This is a genomic window from Bacillus cereus group sp. MG9 (assembly GCF_040459995.1).
In the GTDB taxonomy this organism is placed as follows: domain Bacteria; phylum Bacillota; class Bacilli; order Bacillales; family Bacillaceae_G; genus Bacillus_A; species Bacillus_A mycoides.
Genome location: NZ_JARVHC010000001.1, coordinates 262,619 through 281,960, shown reverse-complemented (window position 1 = coordinate 281,960; position 19,342 = coordinate 262,619). Strand labels below are relative to the sequence as shown.

Here is a 19,342-nt window from a genome sequence, read left to right as displayed (position 1 = left end):
CGTTCATCAATTCTCCATAGAAAGGAGGTGATCCAGCCGCACCTTCCGATACGGCTACCTTGTTACGACTTCACCCCAATCATCTGTCCCACCTTAGGCGGCTGGCTCCATAAAGGTTACCCCACCGACTTCGGGTGTTACAAACTCTCGTGGTGTGACGGGCGGTGTGTACAAGGCCCGGGAACGTATTCACCGCGGCATGCTGATCCGCGATTACTAGCGATTCCAGCTTCATGTAGGCGAGTTGCAGCCTACAATCCGAACTGAGAACGGTTTTATGAGATTAGCTCCACCTCGCGGTCTTGCAGCTCTTTGTACCGTCCATTGTAGCACGTGTGTAGCCCAGGTCATAAGGGGCATGATGATTTGACGTCATCCCCACCTTCCTCCGGTTTGTCACCGGCAGTCACCTTAGAGTGCCCAACTTAATGATGGCAACTAAGATCAAGGGTTGCGCTCGTTGCGGGACTTAACCCAACATCTCACGACACGAGCTGACGACAACCATGCACCACCTGTCACTCTGCTCCCGAAGGAGAAGCTCTATCTCTAGAGTTTTCAGAGGATGTCAAGACCTGGTAAGGTTCTTCGCGTTGCTTCGAATTAAACCACATGCTCCACCGCTTGTGCGGGCCCCCGTCAATTCCTTTGAGTTTCAGCCTTGCGGCCGTACTCCCCAGGCGGAGTGCTTAATGCGTTAACTTCAGCACTAAAGGGCGGAAACCCTCTAACACTTAGCACTCATCGTTTACGGCGTGGACTACCAGGGTATCTAATCCTGTTTGCTCCCCACGCTTTCGCGCCTCAGTGTCAGTTACAGACCAGAAAGTCGCCTTCGCCACTGGTGTTCCTCCATATCTCTACGCATTTCACCGCTACACATGGAATTCCACTTTCCTCTTCTGCACTCAAGTCTCCCAGTTTCCAATGACCCTCCACGGTTGAGCCGTGGGCTTTCACATCAGACTTAAGAAACCACCTGCGCGCGCTTTACGCCCAATAATTCCGGATAACGCTTGCCACCTACGTATTACCGCGGCTGCTGGCACGTAGTTAGCCGTGGCTTTCTGGTTAGGTACCGTCAAGGTGCCAACTTATTCAACTAGCACTTGTTCTTCCCTAACAACAGAGTTTTACGACCCGAAAGCCTTCATCACTCACGCGGCGTTGCTCCGTCAGACTTTCGTCCATTGCGGAAGATTCCCTACTGCTGCCTCCCGTAGGAGTCTGGGCCGTGTCTCAGTCCCAGTGTGGCCGATCACCCTCTCAGGTCGGCTACGCATCGTCGCCTTGGTGAGCCGTTACCTCACCAACTAGCTAATGCGACGCGGGTCCATCCATAAGTGACAGCCGAAGCCGCCTTTCAATTCCGAACTATGCAGTTCAAAATATTATCCGGTATTAGCCCCGGTTTCCCGGAGTTATCCCAGTCTTATGGGTAGGTTACCCACGTGTTACTCACCCGTCCGCCGCTAACTTCATAAGAGCAAGCTCTTAATCCATTCGCTCGACTTGCATGTATTAGGCACGCCGCCAGCGTTCATCCTGAGCCAGGATCAAACTCTCCAATAAAGTTAGTTTGTCTAGCATCTAAAAATAAAAATTGACGTTCACGTTGTTTGTTTCGTTCAGTTTTCAAAGAACTTGTTTGCCGCTCATTTGCGACTCCCTTATGTTAACATTTTCATATTTCAATGTCAACTAAGTTTTTCATTTTCTTTTGTCGCTTTCTGCGTTGTTACTATCGGCGACTTGTTCTATAATACACCTCTAACCTACAATCGTCAATATGTTTTTATAAAAAACTTCATTTTTTTATAAATCCTATTTACGTTATTAATTTATCTATTTATATACCTCTTCTATAAGAATAGATAAGCAACCCATGAAACACTCTATGGGTTGCTATTCCATCATAAAAACTATTGTTCTTTTGAAGGTACAGAACAACTTTCATCCGTACAAGACATATCGCTTCCACCCTCTGAAGAAAGCTCTTGTAACTTAGGTGTAGGATTCTCTTCTTCCCAAACTTGCTGAAGTGCACCAACAAAAGTTTCAAGTGGTTGCGCACCTGAAATAGCATACTTTTGATTAATAATAAAATAAGGAACTCCCGAAATTTGATATTGCTGAGCAATCGCTTCATCAATTCTAACATCATTTGCATATGCGCTTTTATCATTAATAACATGTAGAGCTTCTTGCTTATCTAAACCTGAAGCTTCAGCAATAGTAGCAAGCGTATCCACATCACTTAAATTTTTCGATTCAGTGAAATATGCACAAAGTAGATTTTCCGTAATCTCTTTTTCTTTCCCTTGATCCTTTGCAAATTTGGCAAGACGATGCGCATCAAAAGTGTTCGTCGGCTTCATCTCTTCAAAATTAAAACTTAACCCCATACTAGCTGCATGATTGCCTAGTTGTATATTATTACGCTTAGCTTCTTCAATACTAATCCCATACTTTGATGCAAGTACTTCATTAATACTTGTTCCAGAATAGATTGGAGCATTTTGGTCTAATTCAAAACTTTTAAACTCAACTTCAACATCTTTCTTATGCGGAAATTGCTCTAAAGCCATTTCTAATCTACGTTTCCCAATATAACAAAATGGGCATACAAAATCTGACCATACTTCAATTTTCATAGAAACACCTCATTAACATGTAGTTTTCAATTATTGTAGCACTGGCAATAAGGAATTCAAAAATTTATGCTTCAAACCTTATATACTACAAACTAAAATGAGTTTTTAAATAGAAAAAACGATAATCAAAAGTATAAAAACGTTTCCTTCTGATTATCGTATATACAAAATACAAATCTAAAACAATCTAATTACGCTGGAATGTATCTCCCCACGAACTCCCATATGGTATTCCAATATTTATTCGATTCTACCTTCTCGGCTTCTCCATGTCCAGCACCTGGAACAATTAATTTCTCTTTTTCTACTTTTGCAGCATTATATACTTCATCTAACATTTCATAAGGAACGAATGTATCAGCGTCCCCATGAATAAATAGCATCGGTGTTTTACTTTTCGCTACTTGTTTTACAGCTGAAGCTTCTTCTAAATCATATCCAGCTCTTAATTTTGTAACTGTATTTGCCGCATTCATAACAGGAAACTTCGGCAAGTGGAATAAATCGTTTAATTGATAAGTAAATTCATCAATAACAGTTGAGTATCCACAATCTTCAATAATAACTTTAACGTTAGAGGGTAACTCTTCACCTGAAGTCATCATTACAGTTGCTCCCCCCATTGAAACTCCAAAGAGTGCTATTTCAGCATTAGGGTCTTTCTTTACAATTTGTTGAATCCAAATCAAAATATCTTTACGATCGTGCCAGCCCATCCCTATATAATCACCTTCACTATTTCCATGCCCACGAAGATCTGGCGCTATGACGTTATATCCTTCTTCATAAAAATTCCGGATATATTTCGTCATTTTCGATGCCCTACTATCATATCCATGAACTACAATTGCCCATTTATGGCTAGATTGTTCATTCATATATTCATAACCTGTTAATTTCAACTTATCGAAAGAATTTATGTTTCGTATATTAGGTTTATGATTTGATACAAAGTTCGCATCCTTTTCTTCATTTGTAGCAAACACACCTCCCGATGCATTCACAGTTTCTACTAAGTGAGGATTATCCTCTAAAAACTCTTTCTCTTGTTTCGCATTCAACGCATAATTATAAAAATAATTCCCGACTAACATATAAGTAATTGCTAGAAGGACTAAAACCACTATAGTAATTACACCTATCTTCTTCATATTATCTCCTTAAAAAATTTAAATCTTCCTATATTAAAGTACCTCGAAAAACAACTGTACTATTTTAACACACCGATAGATTGCTTCTACAAAAAATAGAATAGAAAATCTTAAACTACACATCAAAAATGATGAAAGAAAATGAATATGAGAGGATCAAAATAATAAGGATTACTTACTTGAGGCTGATAAGAAGTTTAAAACACAAAAAAGACGAGTCATTCTGACTCGTCTTAAAGTTGCTTGGCGACGTCCTACTCTCACAGGGACAAGGTCCCAACTACCATCGGCGCTAGAGAGCTTAACTTCCGTGTTCGGTATGGGAACGGGTGTGACCTCTCTGCCATCATCACCAAACTATTGAAGGTATATTCCTTCAAAACTAGATAACATTTGCTTCATATTATATGGTTAAGTCCTCGATCTATTAGTATTCGTCAGCTCCACATGTCACCATGCTTCCACCTCGAACCTATCAACCTGATCATCTTTCAGGGATCTTACTAGCTTACGCTATGGGAAATCTCATCTTGAGGGGGGCTTCATGCTTAGATGCTTTCAGCACTTATCCCTTCCGCACATAGCTACCCAGCTATGCCCTTGGCAGAACAACTGGTACACCAGCGGTGCGTCCATCCCGGTCCTCTCGTACTAAGGACAGCTCCTCTCAAATTTCCTGCGCCCACGACGGATAGGGACCGAACTGTCTCACGACGTTCTGAACCCAGCTCGCGTACCGCTTTAATGGGCGAACAGCCCAACCCTTGGGACCGACTACAGCCCCAGGATGCGATGAGCCGACATCGAGGTGCCAAACCTCCCCGTCGATGTGGACTCTTGGGGGAGATAAGCCTGTTATCCCCGGGGTAGCTTTTATCCGTTGAGCGATGGCCCTTCCATGCGGAACCACCGGATCACTAAGCCCGACTTTCGTCCCTGCTCGACTTGTAGGTCTCGCAGTCAAGCTCCCTTATGCCTTTGCACTCTACGAATGATTTCCAACCATTCTGAGGGAACCTTTGGGCGCCTCCGTTACACTTTAGGAGGCGACCGCCCCAGTCAAACTGCCCACCTGACACTGTCTCCCGGGTCGATGAGACCCGTAGGTTAGAATTTCAATACAGTCAGGGCGGTATCCCACCAGCGCCTCCACCGAAGCTAGCGCTCCGGTTTCAATGGCTCCCGCCTATCCTGTACAAACTGTACCAAAATTCAATATCAGGCTACAGTAAAGCTCCACGGGGTCTTTCCGTCCTGTCGCGGGTAACCTGCATCTTCACAGGTACTATAATTTCACCGAGTCTCTGGTTGAGACAGTGCCCAAATCGTTACACCTTTCGTGCGGGTCGGAACTTACCCGACAAGGAATTTCGCTACCTTAGGACCGTTATAGTTACGGCCGCCGTTTACTGGGGCTTCAGTTCAGAGCTTCGCTTACGCTAACCCCTCTCCTTAACCTTCCAGCACCGGGCAGGTGTCAGCCCCTATACTTCGCCTTACGGCTTCGCAGAGACCTGTGTTTTTGCTAAACAGTCGCTTGGGCCTATTCACTGCGGCTTTCCGTTAAGAAAGCACCCCTTCTCCCGAAGTTACGGGGTCATTTTGCCGAGTTCCTTAACCAGAGTTCTCTCGCACACCTTAGGATTCTCTCCTCGCCTACCTGTGTCGGTTTGCGGTACAGGCACCTTTTATCTCGCTAGAAGCTTTTCTTGGCAGCGGGGAATCAAAGACTTCGCTCCATAAGGAGCTTCCCCATCACAGCTCAGCCTTCACGATAAGCGGATTTGCCTACTTATCAGCCTAACTGCTTGGACGTGCACAACCAATCGCACGCTTCTTCTATCCTTCTGCGTCCCTCCATTGCTCAAACGATAAAGAGGTGGTACAGGAATATCAACCTGTTGTCCATCGCCTACGCCTGTCGGCCTCGGCTTAGGTCCTGACTAACCCTGAGCGGACGAGCCTTCCTCAGGAAACCTTAGGCATTCGGTGGACGGGATTCTCACCCGTCTTTCGCTACTCATACCGGCATTCTCACTTCTAAGCGCTCCACCAGTCCTTCCGGTCTGACTTCACTGCACTTAGAACGCTCCCCTACCACTGATACCATTGGTATCAATTCGCAGCTTCGGTGGTGTATTTAGCCCCGGTACATTTTCGGCGCAGAGTCACTCGACTAGTGAGCTATTACGCACTCTTTAAATGGTGGCTGCTTCTGAGCCAACATCCTAGTTGTCTAAGCAACTCCACATCCTTTTCCACTTAATACACACTTTGGGACCTTAGCTGGCGATCTGGGCTGTTTCCCTCTTGACTACGGATCTTATCACTCGCAGTCTGACTCCTAAGGATAAGTCATTGGCATTCGGAGTTTGACTGAATTCGGTAATCCGATGAGGACCCCTAGTTCAATCAGTGCTCTACCTCCAAGACTCTTACACTTAAGGCTAGCCCTAAAGCTATTTCGGGGAGAACCAGCTATCTCCAGGTTCGATTGGAATTTCTCCGCTACCCACACCTCATCCCCGCACTTTTCAACGTGCGTGGGTTCGGGCCTCCATTCAGTGTTACCTGAACTTCACCCTGGACATGGGTAGATCACCTGGTTTCGGGTCTACGACCACGTACTAAACGCCCTATTCAGACTCGCTTTCGCTGCGGCTCCGCCTCTTCAGCTTAACCTCGCACGGGATCGTAACTCGCCGGTTCATTCTACAAAAGGCACGCCATCACCCATTAACGGGCTCTGACTATTTGTAGGCACACGGTTTCAGGATCTCTTTCACTCCCCTTCCGGGGTGCTTTTCACCTTTCCCTCACGGTACTGGTTCACTATCGATCACTAGGGAGTATTTAGCCTTGGGAGATGGTCCTCCCAGATTCCGACGGAATTTCACGTGTTCCGCCGTACTCAGGATACATTCAAGAGAGAACGAAGTTTCGACTACGGGGTTATTACCCTCTGTGACGGACCTTTCCAGGTCGCTTCGTCTACCTCGTTCCTTTGTAACTCCGTATAGAATGTCCTACAACCCCAAGAGGCAAGCCTCTTGGTTTGGGCTAGATTCCGTTTCGCTCGCCGCTACTCAGGAAATCGCATTTGCTTTCTCTTCCTCCAGGTACTTAGATGTTTCAGTTCCCTGGGTCTGTCTTCCATACCCTATGTATTCAGGTAAGGATACCATACCATTACGTATAGTGGGTTTCCCCATTCGGAAATCTTCGGATCAAAGCTTACTTACAGCTCCCCGAAGCATATCGGCGTTAGTCCCGTCCTTCATCGACTCCTAGTGTCAAGGCATCCACCGTGCGCCCTTTCTAACTTAACCAAACTAAAATTAAAAAAATATGAGCTACACTGTTATCTAGTTTTCAAAGAACATACATTTAAACTTGAGAGATAGTTCTCTCAAAACTGAACGAAACAAAACAAGTCAACGTTTATTGATGAACTGCGTTCATCAATTCTCCATAGAAAGGAGGTGATCCAGCCGCACCTTCCGATACGGCTACCTTGTTACGACTTCACCCCAATCATCTGTCCCACCTTAGGCGGCTGGCTCCATAAAGGTTACCCCACCGACTTCGGGTGTTACAAACTCTCGTGGTGTGACGGGCGGTGTGTACAAGGCCCGGGAACGTATTCACCGCGGCATGCTGATCCGCGATTACTAGCGATTCCAGCTTCATGTAGGCGAGTTGCAGCCTACAATCCGAACTGAGAACGGTTTTATGAGATTAGCTCCACCTCGCGGTCTTGCAGCTCTTTGTACCGTCCATTGTAGCACGTGTGTAGCCCAGGTCATAAGGGGCATGATGATTTGACGTCATCCCCACCTTCCTCCGGTTTGTCACCGGCAGTCACCTTAGAGTGCCCAACTTAATGATGGCAACTAAGATCAAGGGTTGCGCTCGTTGCGGGACTTAACCCAACATCTCACGACACGAGCTGACGACAACCATGCACCACCTGTCACTCTGCTCCCGAAGGAGAAGCTCTATCTCTAGAGTTTTCAGAGGATGTCAAGACCTGGTAAGGTTCTTCGCGTTGCTTCGAATTAAACCACATGCTCCACCGCTTGTGCGGGCCCCCGTCAATTCCTTTGAGTTTCAGCCTTGCGGCCGTACTCCCCAGGCGGAGTGCTTAATGCGTTAACTTCAGCACTAAAGGGCGGAAACCCTCTAACACTTAGCACTCATCGTTTACGGCGTGGACTACCAGGGTATCTAATCCTGTTTGCTCCCCACGCTTTCGCGCCTCAGTGTCAGTTACAGACCAGAAAGTCGCCTTCGCCACTGGTGTTCCTCCATATCTCTACGCATTTCACCGCTACACATGGAATTCCACTTTCCTCTTCTGCACTCAAGTCTCCCAGTTTCCAATGACCCTCCACGGTTGAGCCGTGGGCTTTCACATCAGACTTAAGAAACCACCTGCGCGCGCTTTACGCCCAATAATTCCGGATAACGCTTGCCACCTACGTATTACCGCGGCTGCTGGCACGTAGTTAGCCGTGGCTTTCTGGTTAGGTACCGTCAAGGTGCCAGCTTATTCAACTAGCACTTGTTCTTCCCTAACAACAGAGTTTTACGACCCGAAAGCCTTCATCACTCACGCGGCGTTGCTCCGTCAGACTTTCGTCCATTGCGGAAGATTCCCTACTGCTGCCTCCCGTAGGAGTCTGGGCCGTGTCTCAGTCCCAGTGTGGCCGATCACCCTCTCAGGTCGGCTACGCATCGTCGCCTTGGTGAGCCGTTACCTCACCAACTAGCTAATGCGACGCGGGTCCATCCATAAGTGACAGCCGAAGCCGCCTTTCAATTTCGAACTATGCAGTTCAAAATATTATCCGGTATTAGCCCCGGTTTCCCGGAGTTATCCCAGTCTTACGGGTAGGTTACCCACGTGTTACTCACCCGTCCGCCGCTAACTTCATAAGAGCAAGCTCTTAATCCATTCGCTCGACTTGCATGTATTAGGCACGCCGCCAGCGTTCATCCTGAGCCAGGATCAAACTCTCCAATAAAGTTAGTTTGTCTAGCATCTAAAAATAAAAATTGACGTTCACGTTGTTTGTTTCGTTCAGTTTTCAAAGAACTTGTTTGCCGCTCATTTGCGACTCCCTTATGTTAACATTTTCATATTTCAATGTCAACCAAGTTTTTTTTATTTCTTTTGTCGCTTTCTGCGTTGTTGCTATCGGCGACTTTTTTTATATTACACCTCTAAACTCTAATCGTCAATATGTTTTTCTAAAAAAATATAAAAAGGCTTATTCCTTTTAAAATAAGCCTTTTTATCCTATAACATTCTATTCATTTATTATTTTTCTATAATTGGTAATGAAACGATGAACTGAACGATCCCGTCCTCATACTCAGCTCGAATACTACCACCTTGCAACTCAACAATACTTTTCGCAATAGCTAATCCGAGCCCCGAACCTTCTGTTACTCTACTTCTAGATTGATCTTTCTTATAAAACCGTTCAAACAAGTTCCCTAACTCTTCTCTCGTAAACTCTTCACTATGATTCGCAATAACAATTTGTATATTCCTGCGCTGCCTTTGAAGAGAAACTTTTATCTCTCCGTCATCTTTACTATACTTAATTGCATTCATTAGTAAGTTGTCGAATACACGAACCATCTTTTCCGAATCAATCATCGCATATGCACGTTCCTCAGGAAACTTCTTAACAAACATAAGGCCATGCTCTTCCGCTTGTGGTACTAACTCTTCTATTAATTGATCAAGTAACTCATTTACACACACTTCCTGTTTTTCTAATACAACTTGTTCATTCGTTAACTTCGTATACTCAAATAAATCTTCTATTAAGTTCTTTAACTGCTCCGACTTTGCAAAAGCAATTCTCGTATACTCATCATGTTGTTCTTTATTTTCATATTTAGAATCTCGAAGTAATCGCAAGTAACCCATTATAGAAGTCAGTGGTGTACGTAAATCGTGAGATACATTCGTAATAAGCTCATTCTTTTGCTTCTCTAATTTACGTTCCTTTTCTATATTATTCATAAGCTCTTCCGCCATATTATTAATATTCTCAGTTAAAGACGCAATCTCATCTTCACCTTTTTTCTCAATACGGTACGCTAAGTTTCCTTTTTCTATTTCTTTTACACCTTGTGCCATCGCTTCAATTTGCTTCATCTTTCTCTTTGTTATATAGAAGAAAGAGAAAATAAATACAAGTACACCTATGAAAAACGGAAACGGTCCTTCTTGCGTATCATATATTACTTCACCTTCTGGAATCCCACTAACAAACATGTATAAATTCTTATCTTCTATTGTAATAGGTGCAAAAGCTATAAATTCTTTTCTCGTACTTTCAAATTCTTTTCTACCATTCATATAATTAATCGCAAACGATGATGCATTACGAATTGTATTATGCAAATCAATTTGCTCTTCTTGCGCCTGCTTCGTTTTATATAAAACTTTACCGCTCTCATCAGTGACCAATACTTTTAAAGCTCTAGAGTTTTGTTCTAAATTTTGATTCTCTATTTCAATCATAGTTGATATAGCTTCTAATTTATTTTCATGAACTGAACTATTTGCCACGCTTTGAGCTTGTTGATTAATTTGTTCCATACCAACCCGATAATCGATCGTCGCCTCTCGATTCGCATTCTCAAAAAACGGTGCTGCTGCCTTCGCTGACAAAATCCCTAACAACGCACAAGCAGTAAACGCAGTAATAAGTTGAATTCGTATACTCCGTTTCACACTCTTCACTATCTTTCCAATTAATTCTCGAATTTTCCTAACATAAGTAAATGGATTAAATATCTTTTTCAATCTTATACCCCACTCCCCATACTGTTTTTATATATATTGGCTTCCTTGGATTCTCCTCAATCTTTTCACGCACTTTCCGAATATGAACCATTACCGTGTTATCCGACTGGAAAGATCTTTCGTTCCAAACCTTTTCATAAATTTGTTCCGCACTAAAGACCATCCCCGGATTACGGACTAGTAATTCTAAAATTGAAAATTCCCTCGGGGTCAGTTTCACTTCTTCTCCATCCACAATGACTGTATGAGTGGAGATGTTTATTTTCATCTCTCCAATTTCTAACTCGTCCTCATTTTGAATAGCAAAGCCATTCATTTTCATATAACGACGTAGCTGAGATTTAATTCTTGCGATTAACTCTAACGGATTAAACGGTTTTGCTACATAATCATCTGCACCTGTTGTTAATCCTAAAATTTTATCCATATCTTGCGTTTTTGCCGAAAGCATAATAATCGGCATTTCCTTCGCTTCCCTTACTTTCATACACATATGAATACCATCTACTTTCGGCATCATAATATCTAATACGACTAAGTGCACTTCATTTTCTTCTAATATACGTAACCCTTCTTCTCCGTCCCCTGCTTGCAGTACTTTATATCCTTCGTTCTTTAAATAAATTGTAATAAGGTTCCTAATTTCTTTTTCATCATCTACGACAAGTATCGTTTCCCCGGCCATACTATCTCCCCCATCACTTTTTTAATCCCTAACTTCTATTATAAGAAAACTTCTGAAGAAAAACGCTCGGAAATCCTTAAGATTTTCTGAAGACGCAAAAAAGGTCTAGACTCCCCTCAAGTCTAGACCTTTCAAAAAACCCCTTTTATCCCGCATTAACGGGCAGTAAGACTCCCACTTCAAAAACTGCCCAAAGCAACGATGCTACGTGGCAGATCAACTGCCCGTAAAAGCCCGATTGGTTCAACTAATAATCAGGGTGGGGTTTCCCCCACGCTGATTAAAGTTTCACTTTATTTACGAACGTAGATGAAATATAGTACGAATAAAACTCCCATAACATACATAATTGGATGAATCTCTTTACGACGACCACTCACAACCATTGTAATTGGATAGAAGATAAACCCGATTGCAATTCCTGTTGCGATACTATACGTAAGTGGCATTGAAATGATAGTAAAGAACGCTGGCACTGCAATCTCGAATTTCTTCCAATCAATTTCTCCTAAAGATGAAACCATCAAGATTCCTACAATAATTAATGCTGGCGCTGTTACAGCTGGTGTCACAACACTTAATAGTGGTGAGAAGAATAGTGCCAGTAAGAAGAACCCTGCTGTTACAACTGCTGTAAATCCAGAACGTCCACCCGCTGCTACCCCCGCAGACGATTCAATGTAAGACGTTGTTGTTGATGTACCTAAAATCGCACCAATTACAGTTGCAATCGCATCTGCAAATAATGCTTTTCCTGCACGTGGTAATTTATTGTTCTTCATTAATCCCGCTTGATTTGCAACGGCTACAAGCGTACCTGCTGTATCAAAGAAATCGATAAAGAAGAACGTTATAATAACAATCGCCATTTGAACAGTAAAAATGTCTCCAAAGTGAGTTAACGCCATACCGAACGTCGGTTCTAGACTCGGTATTGCTCCCACCACAGCTTTCGGAGTATCAATTAATCCTGTTGCTACTCCTAAAATTGCCGTAAGAATCATGCCGTAGAAAACAGCACCATTTATTTTCTTAATCATGAAGATGATTGTAATAACAACTCCGAAAATTGCTAATAACGTTGTGCCCTTCGTTAAATCCCCCAATCCAACAAGGACAGCATCATTCTTTACGATAATTCCGGCATTTTGGAATCCAAGGAAGGCAATGAATAATCCGATACCCGCCGCTACTGCAAACTTTAACTCTACTGGAATTGCATTAATAATTTTTTCACGAATACCTGAAGCAGTAAGAATAATAAAGATAATACCTGACATTAATGTTCCAGCAATCGCCGTTTGCCACGGAATTCCCATCGTTAACACCGCTGTATAAGCAAAGAACGCGTTTATTCCCATACCTGGCGCTAAAGCAATCGGATACTTCGCAAATATCCCCATAATTAACGAACCAATCGCCGCTGCTAATGCTGTAGCAACGAATACTGCACCTGGATCCATTCCTGTACCTGCTGGTAACCCTTTAACATTTCCAAGTGACAGCGTAGCAGGATTGACAAATAATACATAAGCCATAGATAAAAATGTCGTTAAACCTGCTATGAACTCTGTTTTATAATTTGTGCCGAGTTCATCAAACTGAAAATAGCGTTTCATCTTACGTTTCCCCCGTTATATGATTACTCGCCGTATTTCACCCTAGCCCTCTTTTATTTATAAAAATAAAAAAGGCTTCCATTGCATATACATGGAAGCGTTCTATGAATAAAGACAAGTTTCCCCTCATCTTTATCAAAACGCCTCGTAGTCAAGCCATTTACGGTAGCTAGGTAGAAACTTTCGGGCCATATCCCCGATATTATACGACGGCATAATATTCACTTTTCGTTTGAATTACATACTCATATTAACTCGAGGAGGTGGTTTTGTCAATTTAAAAACGAACATTTTTATAAACTTTTATATTTTCGTTCGTATTAAGGGTAAAAACAAAAAGATCCATCTATACATGAACGATAGATGGATCTTTTTTATTACAATACTATTCCCACTCAATAGTTGCTGGTGGCTTACTCGTTATATCATACACGATACGGTTAACGTGTTTTACTTCGTTTACGATACGTACAGAGATTTTCTCTAATACGTCCCAAGGGATACGTGCCCAGTCAGCTGTCATACCATCGATAGATGTTACTGCACGGATACCTACTGTGTAATCGTAAGTACGCTCGTCACCCATCACACCTACGCTACGCATACCAGGAAGCGCAGTGAAGTATTGCCAAACTTCGCGGTCTAATCCTGCTTTTATAATTTCTTCACGTAAAATTGCATCAGATTCACGAACGATTTCTAATTTCTCTTCTGTAATTTCACCTAATACACGAATACCAAGTCCTGGACCTGGGAACGGTTGACGCCATACGATTTCATCAGGAATTCCTAGTTCTGATCCTAATACACGTACTTCGTCTTTAAATAAAGTATTTAAAGGCTCAATTAATTTGAACTGCATGTCTTCTGGAAGTCCACCAACGTTATGGTGAGATTTAATTGTTTGTGCAGTTGCTGTACCACTTTCAACGATGTCCGTGTAAAGTGTACCTTGCGCTAGGAAGTCCATTCCTTGTAATTTAGAAGCTTCATCATCAAATACGTAAATGAATTCATTACCGATGATTTTACGTTTTTGCTCTGGATCTTCTACACCTTTTAACTTGTTCATGAAGCGCTCTTGTGCATCCACTTTAATAACGTTCATATGGAAGCCTTCGCTAAATGTTTTCATAACACCTTCTGCTTCATCTTTACGAAGTAAACCGTGGTCCACGAAAATACATGTTAATTGGTCACCAATCGCTTTATGAATTAATACTGCTACAACAGAAGAGTCTACACCGCCACTAAGTGCGCATAATACTTTTTTGTCTCCAACAGTTTCACGGATCTTCTCTAATTCTACTTCGATAAAGTTCTCCATGTTCCATCCTTCAGAACAACCACATACGCCGAATACGAAGTTTTTAATTAAATCGTTTCCGTGCTCAGAGTGACGTACTTCTGGGTGGAATTGTACACCGTATAAGTTTTCCCCTTCATTGCTCATACCAGCAATTGGACAAGACTCACTTGTTGCATCTACTACGAATCCTTCAGGTAAACCAGTTACTAAGTCACCATGGCTCATCCATACAACTTGCTCTTCTGGAAGGTTCGCATATAATTTTGATTCGTTCTCTACTTTAAGAACAGCTTTTCCATACTCACGGTGGTTTGCACGTTCTACTTTACCACCGAAGTGTTGTGTCATAAGCTGCATACCGTAACAAATACCGAAGATCGGTAATCCTAGTTCAAAGATTTTTTCATCACAATGTAATGCGCCTTCACCGTATACACTATTTGGTCCACCAGAGAAGATAATCCCTTTTGGATTCATTGCTTTAATTTCTTCTGCAGTAATTGTATGTGGATGAAGTTCACTGTATACACCGAACTCACGAATTCGACGTGCTATTAACTGATTGTACTGACTCCCAAAATCTAAAACGATAATTGTATCATGCTGCTTCTTCAAAATAATCACCCCAACGTTAGTTCTCGTATATAAATATTTTCACCAATTTGGCGAAAAGCATTACTAATATAATAAAAAAAGCCAGTCCTCCGCCTCTAGTCTCATGACAAAGAAAAGGCAGGGGTCTGGCTTTATAAAGAAAGATAGTCTTCCGCTCTTTATAAATATAAGACGCACTGCCTTCATAGTCAGGTTGTTTACGGTAACCCGGTAGAGACTCTCAAACCATATCATCGAGGATATATGAAGGATTGTTTTATATTATCTTCCTAGATTCTAACAATGAAGTATCGATATGGTCAAGAGAGAAAGCGACAAAATTCTACAGAAATTATTTTCCTGCGCTCAAAAACATAAAAAAACATCCACTTCTATATAGAAGTGGATGTTTTTCGGGAGAACGGAATTACATCATTCCGCCCATACCACCCATGCCCATGCCGCCCATGTCAGGCATTGCTGGTGCATTTGGTTCTGGCTTGTCAGCAACTACAGCTTCAGTTGTTAAGAACATAGCTGCAACAGACGCTGCGTTTTGAAGTGCAGAACGAGTTACTTTAGCTGGATCTACGATACCAGACTCAAGCATGTTAACCCATTCGCCAGTAGCTGCGTTGAAACCAACGCCTACTTTTTCGCCTTTTAGACGCTCTACAACTACAGATCCTTCTAGACCAGCGTTGATTGCGATTTGACGAACTGGCTCTTCTAGTGCACGAAGTACGATGTTGATACCTGTTGCTTCGTCGCCTTCAGCTACGATAGAAGCTACTTTTGTGTATACGTTCATAAGTGAAGTACCACCACCTGCAACGATACCTTCTTCTACTGCTGCACGAGTTGAGTTAAGTGCATCTTCAATGCGAAGTTTGCGCTCTTTTAACTCAGTTTCAGTTGCTGCACCTACTTTAATTACTGCTACACCGCCCGCAAGTTTAGCAAGACGCTCTTGTAATTTTTCACGATCGAATTCAGAAGTAGTTTCTTCTAATTGCGCGCGGATTTGACCGATGCGAGCTTCGATTTGTTGTGAATTTCCAATACCTTCAACTACAGTTGTGTTTTCTTTCGTTACAACAATTTTACCAGCGCGTCCTAAAGATTCAACTGTAGCAGATTTTAAGTCACGTCCTAATTCTTCAGTGATTACTTCGCCACCAGTTAAGATTGCGATATCTTCTAGCATTGCTTTACGACGGTCACCAAATCCAGGAGCTTTAACAGCAACTACATTGAATGTACCACGAAGTTTGTTCACTACTAATGTAGCTAACGCTTCGCCTTCTACATCTTCAGCAATGATAAGAAGTGGTTTACCTTGTTGTACCACTTGCTCTAATACTGGTAAGATTTCTTGGATGTTAGAAATCTTTTTGTCAGTAATTAAAATGTATGGGTTATCAAGAACTGCTTCCATTTTGTCAGAATCAGTAATCATGTAAGGAGATGCATATCCACGATCAAATTGCATACCTTCTACTACGTCTAATTCTGTTGTGAATCCTTTAGATTCTTCTAAAGTAATAACGCCGTCGTTACCAACGCGCTCCATTGCTTCAGCGATTAATTGACCTACTTCTTCGTCAGCCGAAGAAATAGCAGCTACTTGTGCGATAGAAGATTTACCTTCGATTGGTTTAGAAATCGCTTTTAATTCTTCAATTGCAGCAGTAACAGCTTTTTCGATACCTTTACGAAGACCCATTGGGTTTGCACCAGCTGTTACGTTTTTAAGACCTTCACGAATCATAGCTTGCGCTAATACAGTTGCAGTTGTCGTTCCGTCACCAGCCACATCGTTTGTTTTGCTAGCAACTTCTGCTACTAATTTCGCACCCATGTTTTCGAATGCATCTTCTAATTCGATTTCTTTTGCGATTGTTACACCGTCATTTGTAATAAGTGGTGAACCGAATTTTTTCTCAAGTACAACGTTACGACCTTTTGGTCCAAGCGTTACTTTTACTGCGTTTGCAAGAGTGTCGACACCGCGAAGCATCGAACGACGTGCTTCTTCACTAAATTTAATATCTTTTGCCATAATAATTGACCCCCTTGGATTTTTAAAATGTATATAATTAACCGATAATTGCTAAAATGTCACTTTCACGTAAAATCAAGTAGTCTGTACCTTCGTATTTCACTTCAGTACCTGCATATTTTGAGAAGATGATAAGATCACCTGCTGCTACCTCTAAAGCAACACGCTCACCATTTTCAAGCACTCGGCCTGTACCTACTGCAATAACTTTACCCTCTTGTGGTTTTTCTTTTGCAGTTTCTGGTAATACAATACCACTTGCTGTTTTTTCTTCTGCTTGAACAAGTTCAATTACAACGCGATCACCTAATGGCTTTAGCATGAACAATAACCTCCTCATTTTGTTATGTAAATTTTATTTATTAGCACTCAAGTCACACGAGTGCTAACACACTTCTAATAATAAATAATCTCAATTTCTTTTGCAAGTAAAAAAATCATAATTTTTTCGCAAATTACTTTATGCACTTTCCTATATATCATTACTTCTTCTACTGCCTTTACTATATGAATCGTTGTTCCCACTTCTTGTATGTTACAATATGAAAGACACCCTAAGTTGTTTTCGCTAAACGTACAACTTTTTCCTGTCTCCTATTTTATTTTCAAATACTTATTTACAAAAAAAATATAATTCAAATGAAAGTTTATATCGTAGGTAGCATATTTACATGTTATCCTACCTTATCTCATACACTAGAGTTAGAAAGGATGGTTAAACCATTTGAAGAAACAATATTGGTGGATTATCGTTACATACATTTTAATGCAGTTATCTGGAATTGTTGGCTTACCACTACTCCTAAAAACAGGGCTCTATGATAATAGAGGATTTACCATGGAGGAAAAAGGTCAAATCATAACGGGACATTGGGCAATCATTAGCTTCTTTGTTGCATTATGTATCGTGCTTTGGTTACTTAGAATAGATATTCGTGACAGGCATTTAGATAAAATGCGTGTTACGATCCCAGCTACAGTTGGTTGGATTATAATCGGTATTCTCTTAGCTTTCTCTTCCCAAATAATTGCCGGTATGATCGAAATGCGTCTACTAGGAATTAAACAAGGTTCGGAAAATACAATGAAGCTGATGGAAATTGCAAGAACGACACCTTGGTTCCTCATTGTTGTATCTATAATCGGACCTATCTTAGAGGAAATCGTATTTAGAAAAATTTTATTTGGCACACTTTATAAGAGATTTAATTTCTTTGTTGCTGCTATCATTAGTTCACTTGTATTCGCGGCGATTCATTTTGATTTTACTCACTTATTGGTATACACTTCTATGGGGCTCGTATTCGCCTTTTTATATGTACAAACGAAACGCATTATCGTTCCTATAGCAGCCCATGTGGCAATGAATACATTAGTCGCTATTGGACAAATTTTTATGAGCAATGAGCAAATTCAAGAAATGATTAAAGAAGCTGAAAAAATGCAAGGCTTTATCGGAGGATTTTTAGTATGAGAAACTCACCATTGTTCATGGCTGCATTGTACTTTCTTCTTGGATGTATCTTTACACGCTTCGCCATTACGAACGTAACAGATACAATCTGGAATATGTGGACAATACTATTTGCAGTTATGGCAACAATTGATTTTAATTTGGCACTTCGCCTTATCTTAGTTAAATTCACAAAGAAAAAACAATAATAAAACGCAGAGGTCATCTCCTCTGCGTTTTATTGTGGATAATTCTTCAAAAAGTAAACAAGCGTTTGTAACTCTACAGCTAAATCAATGTGATGAATTCTTATATTCTCTGACACATTTAAGCGTGCTGGTGTGAAATTTAAAATACCATGCACGTTCGTTTCTGCCAATCTATCTGCCACAGATTGCGCTACTGTAGCGGGTACTGTTAATATTGCCACTTGTATATCAGTTGATAAACGTTCTTCTAGTTCATCCAAATGATATACAGGAATGCCTCCGATTTCTGTTCCAACTTTCTCTTCACTAACATCAAACGCCATTTCAATTTTTGTATTATTGTTTTTCGTGAAATTATAATGTAAGAAAGCGGTCCCTAAATTACCTACTCCAATAAGTGCCACGCGTGTTATATCATCTTGGTCGAGTGTTTCACGGAAAAATGATAATAAATAATTTACGTTATATCCATATCCTTTTTTCCCTAACGCTCCAAAATATGAAAAATCTCTTCGAATAGTTGCGGAATCAACCTTTACCGCTTCACTCAATTCGGCTGATGAAACACGTTGCTTACCAGAAAGAGATAAGTTTTGGATAAATCGATAGTATAGAGGCAATCGTTTGGCAGTGGCCTGTGGAATTTTTTGCTGATCCATATAACCTCTCCTCTCTTCCTATCTTTATTCTTATACTTGAATCAAATACAGAAGTTTAGTACTCATGAATTTCCTTGTATAATAAAGAGAAGAAGTATTCTCTCTTTATTTTAAACTA

11 protein-coding genes, 4 rRNA genes and 2 riboswitches are annotated in these 19,342 nt (G+C 41.5%); of the genes, 2 read left to right on the top strand and 13 right to left on the bottom strand.

Annotation, left to right across the window (positions count from 1 at the left end):
- Positions 1 to 20: 20 nt before the first annotated feature.
- From QCI77_RS01590 to groES, 12 genes are all read right to left on the bottom strand, one after another.
- Positions 21 to 1,572: ribosomal RNA gene (locus tag QCI77_RS01590) — 16S ribosomal RNA — on the bottom strand.
- Positions 1,573 to 1,922: 350 nt separating this feature from the next.
- A complete protein-coding gene (locus QCI77_RS01585; RefSeq protein ID WP_353824429.1) occupies positions 1,923 to 2,654 on the bottom strand; it encodes a DsbA family oxidoreductase in 732 nt (243 codons plus the stop codon).
- Positions 2,655 to 2,845: 191 nt separating this feature from the next.
- A complete protein-coding gene (locus tag QCI77_RS01580) occupies positions 2,846 to 3,805 on the bottom strand; it encodes an alpha/beta hydrolase (protein ID WP_353824428.1) in 960 nt (319 codons plus the stop codon).
- 241 nt (positions 3,806 to 4,046) lie between these two features.
- Positions 4,047 to 4,162: ribosomal RNA gene (rrf, locus tag QCI77_RS01575) — 5S ribosomal RNA — on the bottom strand.
- Between the two features lie 50 nt (positions 4,163 to 4,212).
- Positions 4,213 to 7,134, bottom strand: a 23S ribosomal RNA gene (locus QCI77_RS01570).
- Positions 7,135 to 7,280: 146 nt separating this feature from the next.
- Positions 7,281 to 8,832 (bottom strand): 16S ribosomal RNA (locus QCI77_RS01565).
- Together the 16S, 23S and 5S rRNA genes form the textbook arrangement of a ribosomal RNA operon.
- Before the next feature lie 296 nt (positions 8,833 to 9,128).
- Positions 9,129 to 10,634 (bottom strand): sensor histidine kinase, encoded by a 1,506-nt coding sequence (locus tag QCI77_RS01560; RefSeq protein WP_002124847.1) that lies wholly within the window; start codon positions 10,632 to 10,634, stop codon positions 9,129 to 9,131.
- Positions 10,618 to 11,319, bottom strand: a complete 702-nt coding sequence (locus tag QCI77_RS01555; RefSeq protein WP_002029454.1) for a response regulator transcription factor — start codon at positions 11,317 to 11,319, stop codon at positions 10,618 to 10,620. The genes QCI77_RS01560 and QCI77_RS01555 overlap by 17 nt, the downstream gene beginning before the upstream one ends.
- Positions 11,320 to 11,612: 293 nt before the next feature.
- Complete coding sequence (locus QCI77_RS01550) at positions 11,613 to 12,938, bottom strand: NCS2 family permease (protein ID WP_002029453.1); 1,326 nt, start codon at positions 12,936 to 12,938, stop codon at positions 11,613 to 11,615.
- Between the two features lie 128 nt (positions 12,939 to 13,066).
- Positions 13,067 to 13,168, bottom strand: a riboswitch (purine riboswitch).
- A gap of 155 nt (positions 13,169 to 13,323) precedes the next feature.
- On the bottom strand, positions 13,324 to 14,862 hold the full coding sequence (gene guaA, locus QCI77_RS01545) for a glutamine-hydrolyzing GMP synthase (protein WP_012260212.1): 1,539 nt from the start codon (positions 14,860 to 14,862) through the stop codon (positions 13,324 to 13,326).
- A 165-nt stretch (positions 14,863 to 15,027) separates the two neighbouring features.
- Positions 15,028 to 15,129, bottom strand: a riboswitch (purine riboswitch).
- A gap of 139 nt (positions 15,130 to 15,268) precedes the next feature.
- Entirely contained in the window at positions 15,269 to 16,903 is a 1,635-nt protein-coding gene (groL, locus tag QCI77_RS01540; RefSeq protein ID WP_002029451.1) for a chaperonin GroEL, read from the bottom strand.
- A gap of 37 nt (positions 16,904 to 16,940) precedes the next feature.
- A complete protein-coding gene (gene groES, locus QCI77_RS01535) occupies positions 16,941 to 17,225 on the bottom strand; it encodes a co-chaperone GroES (RefSeq protein ID WP_002009985.1) in 285 nt (94 codons plus the stop codon).
- A gap of 402 nt (positions 17,226 to 17,627) precedes the next feature.
- On the opposite strand from groES, the gene QCI77_RS01530 reads away from it, so the two are divergent.
- The gene (locus QCI77_RS01530) at positions 17,628 to 18,377 is read left to right on the top strand and encodes a CPBP family intramembrane glutamic endopeptidase (RefSeq protein WP_002063533.1); all 750 of its coding nucleotides are present in this window, start codon (positions 17,628 to 17,630) and stop codon (positions 18,375 to 18,377) included.
- Entirely contained in the window at positions 18,374 to 18,565 is a 192-nt protein-coding gene (locus QCI77_RS01525; RefSeq protein ID WP_001246201.1) for a YdiK family protein, read from the top strand. The genes QCI77_RS01530 and QCI77_RS01525 overlap by 4 nt, the downstream gene beginning before the upstream one ends.
- A 29-nt stretch (positions 18,566 to 18,594) precedes the next feature.
- Here the strand turns inward: QCI77_RS01525 and QCI77_RS01520 are convergent, their stop codons facing one another.
- A complete protein-coding gene (locus tag QCI77_RS01520; protein WP_000372704.1) occupies positions 18,595 to 19,224 on the bottom strand; it encodes a redox-sensing transcriptional repressor Rex in 630 nt (209 codons plus the stop codon).
- Positions 19,225 to 19,342 lie beyond the last annotated feature (118 nt).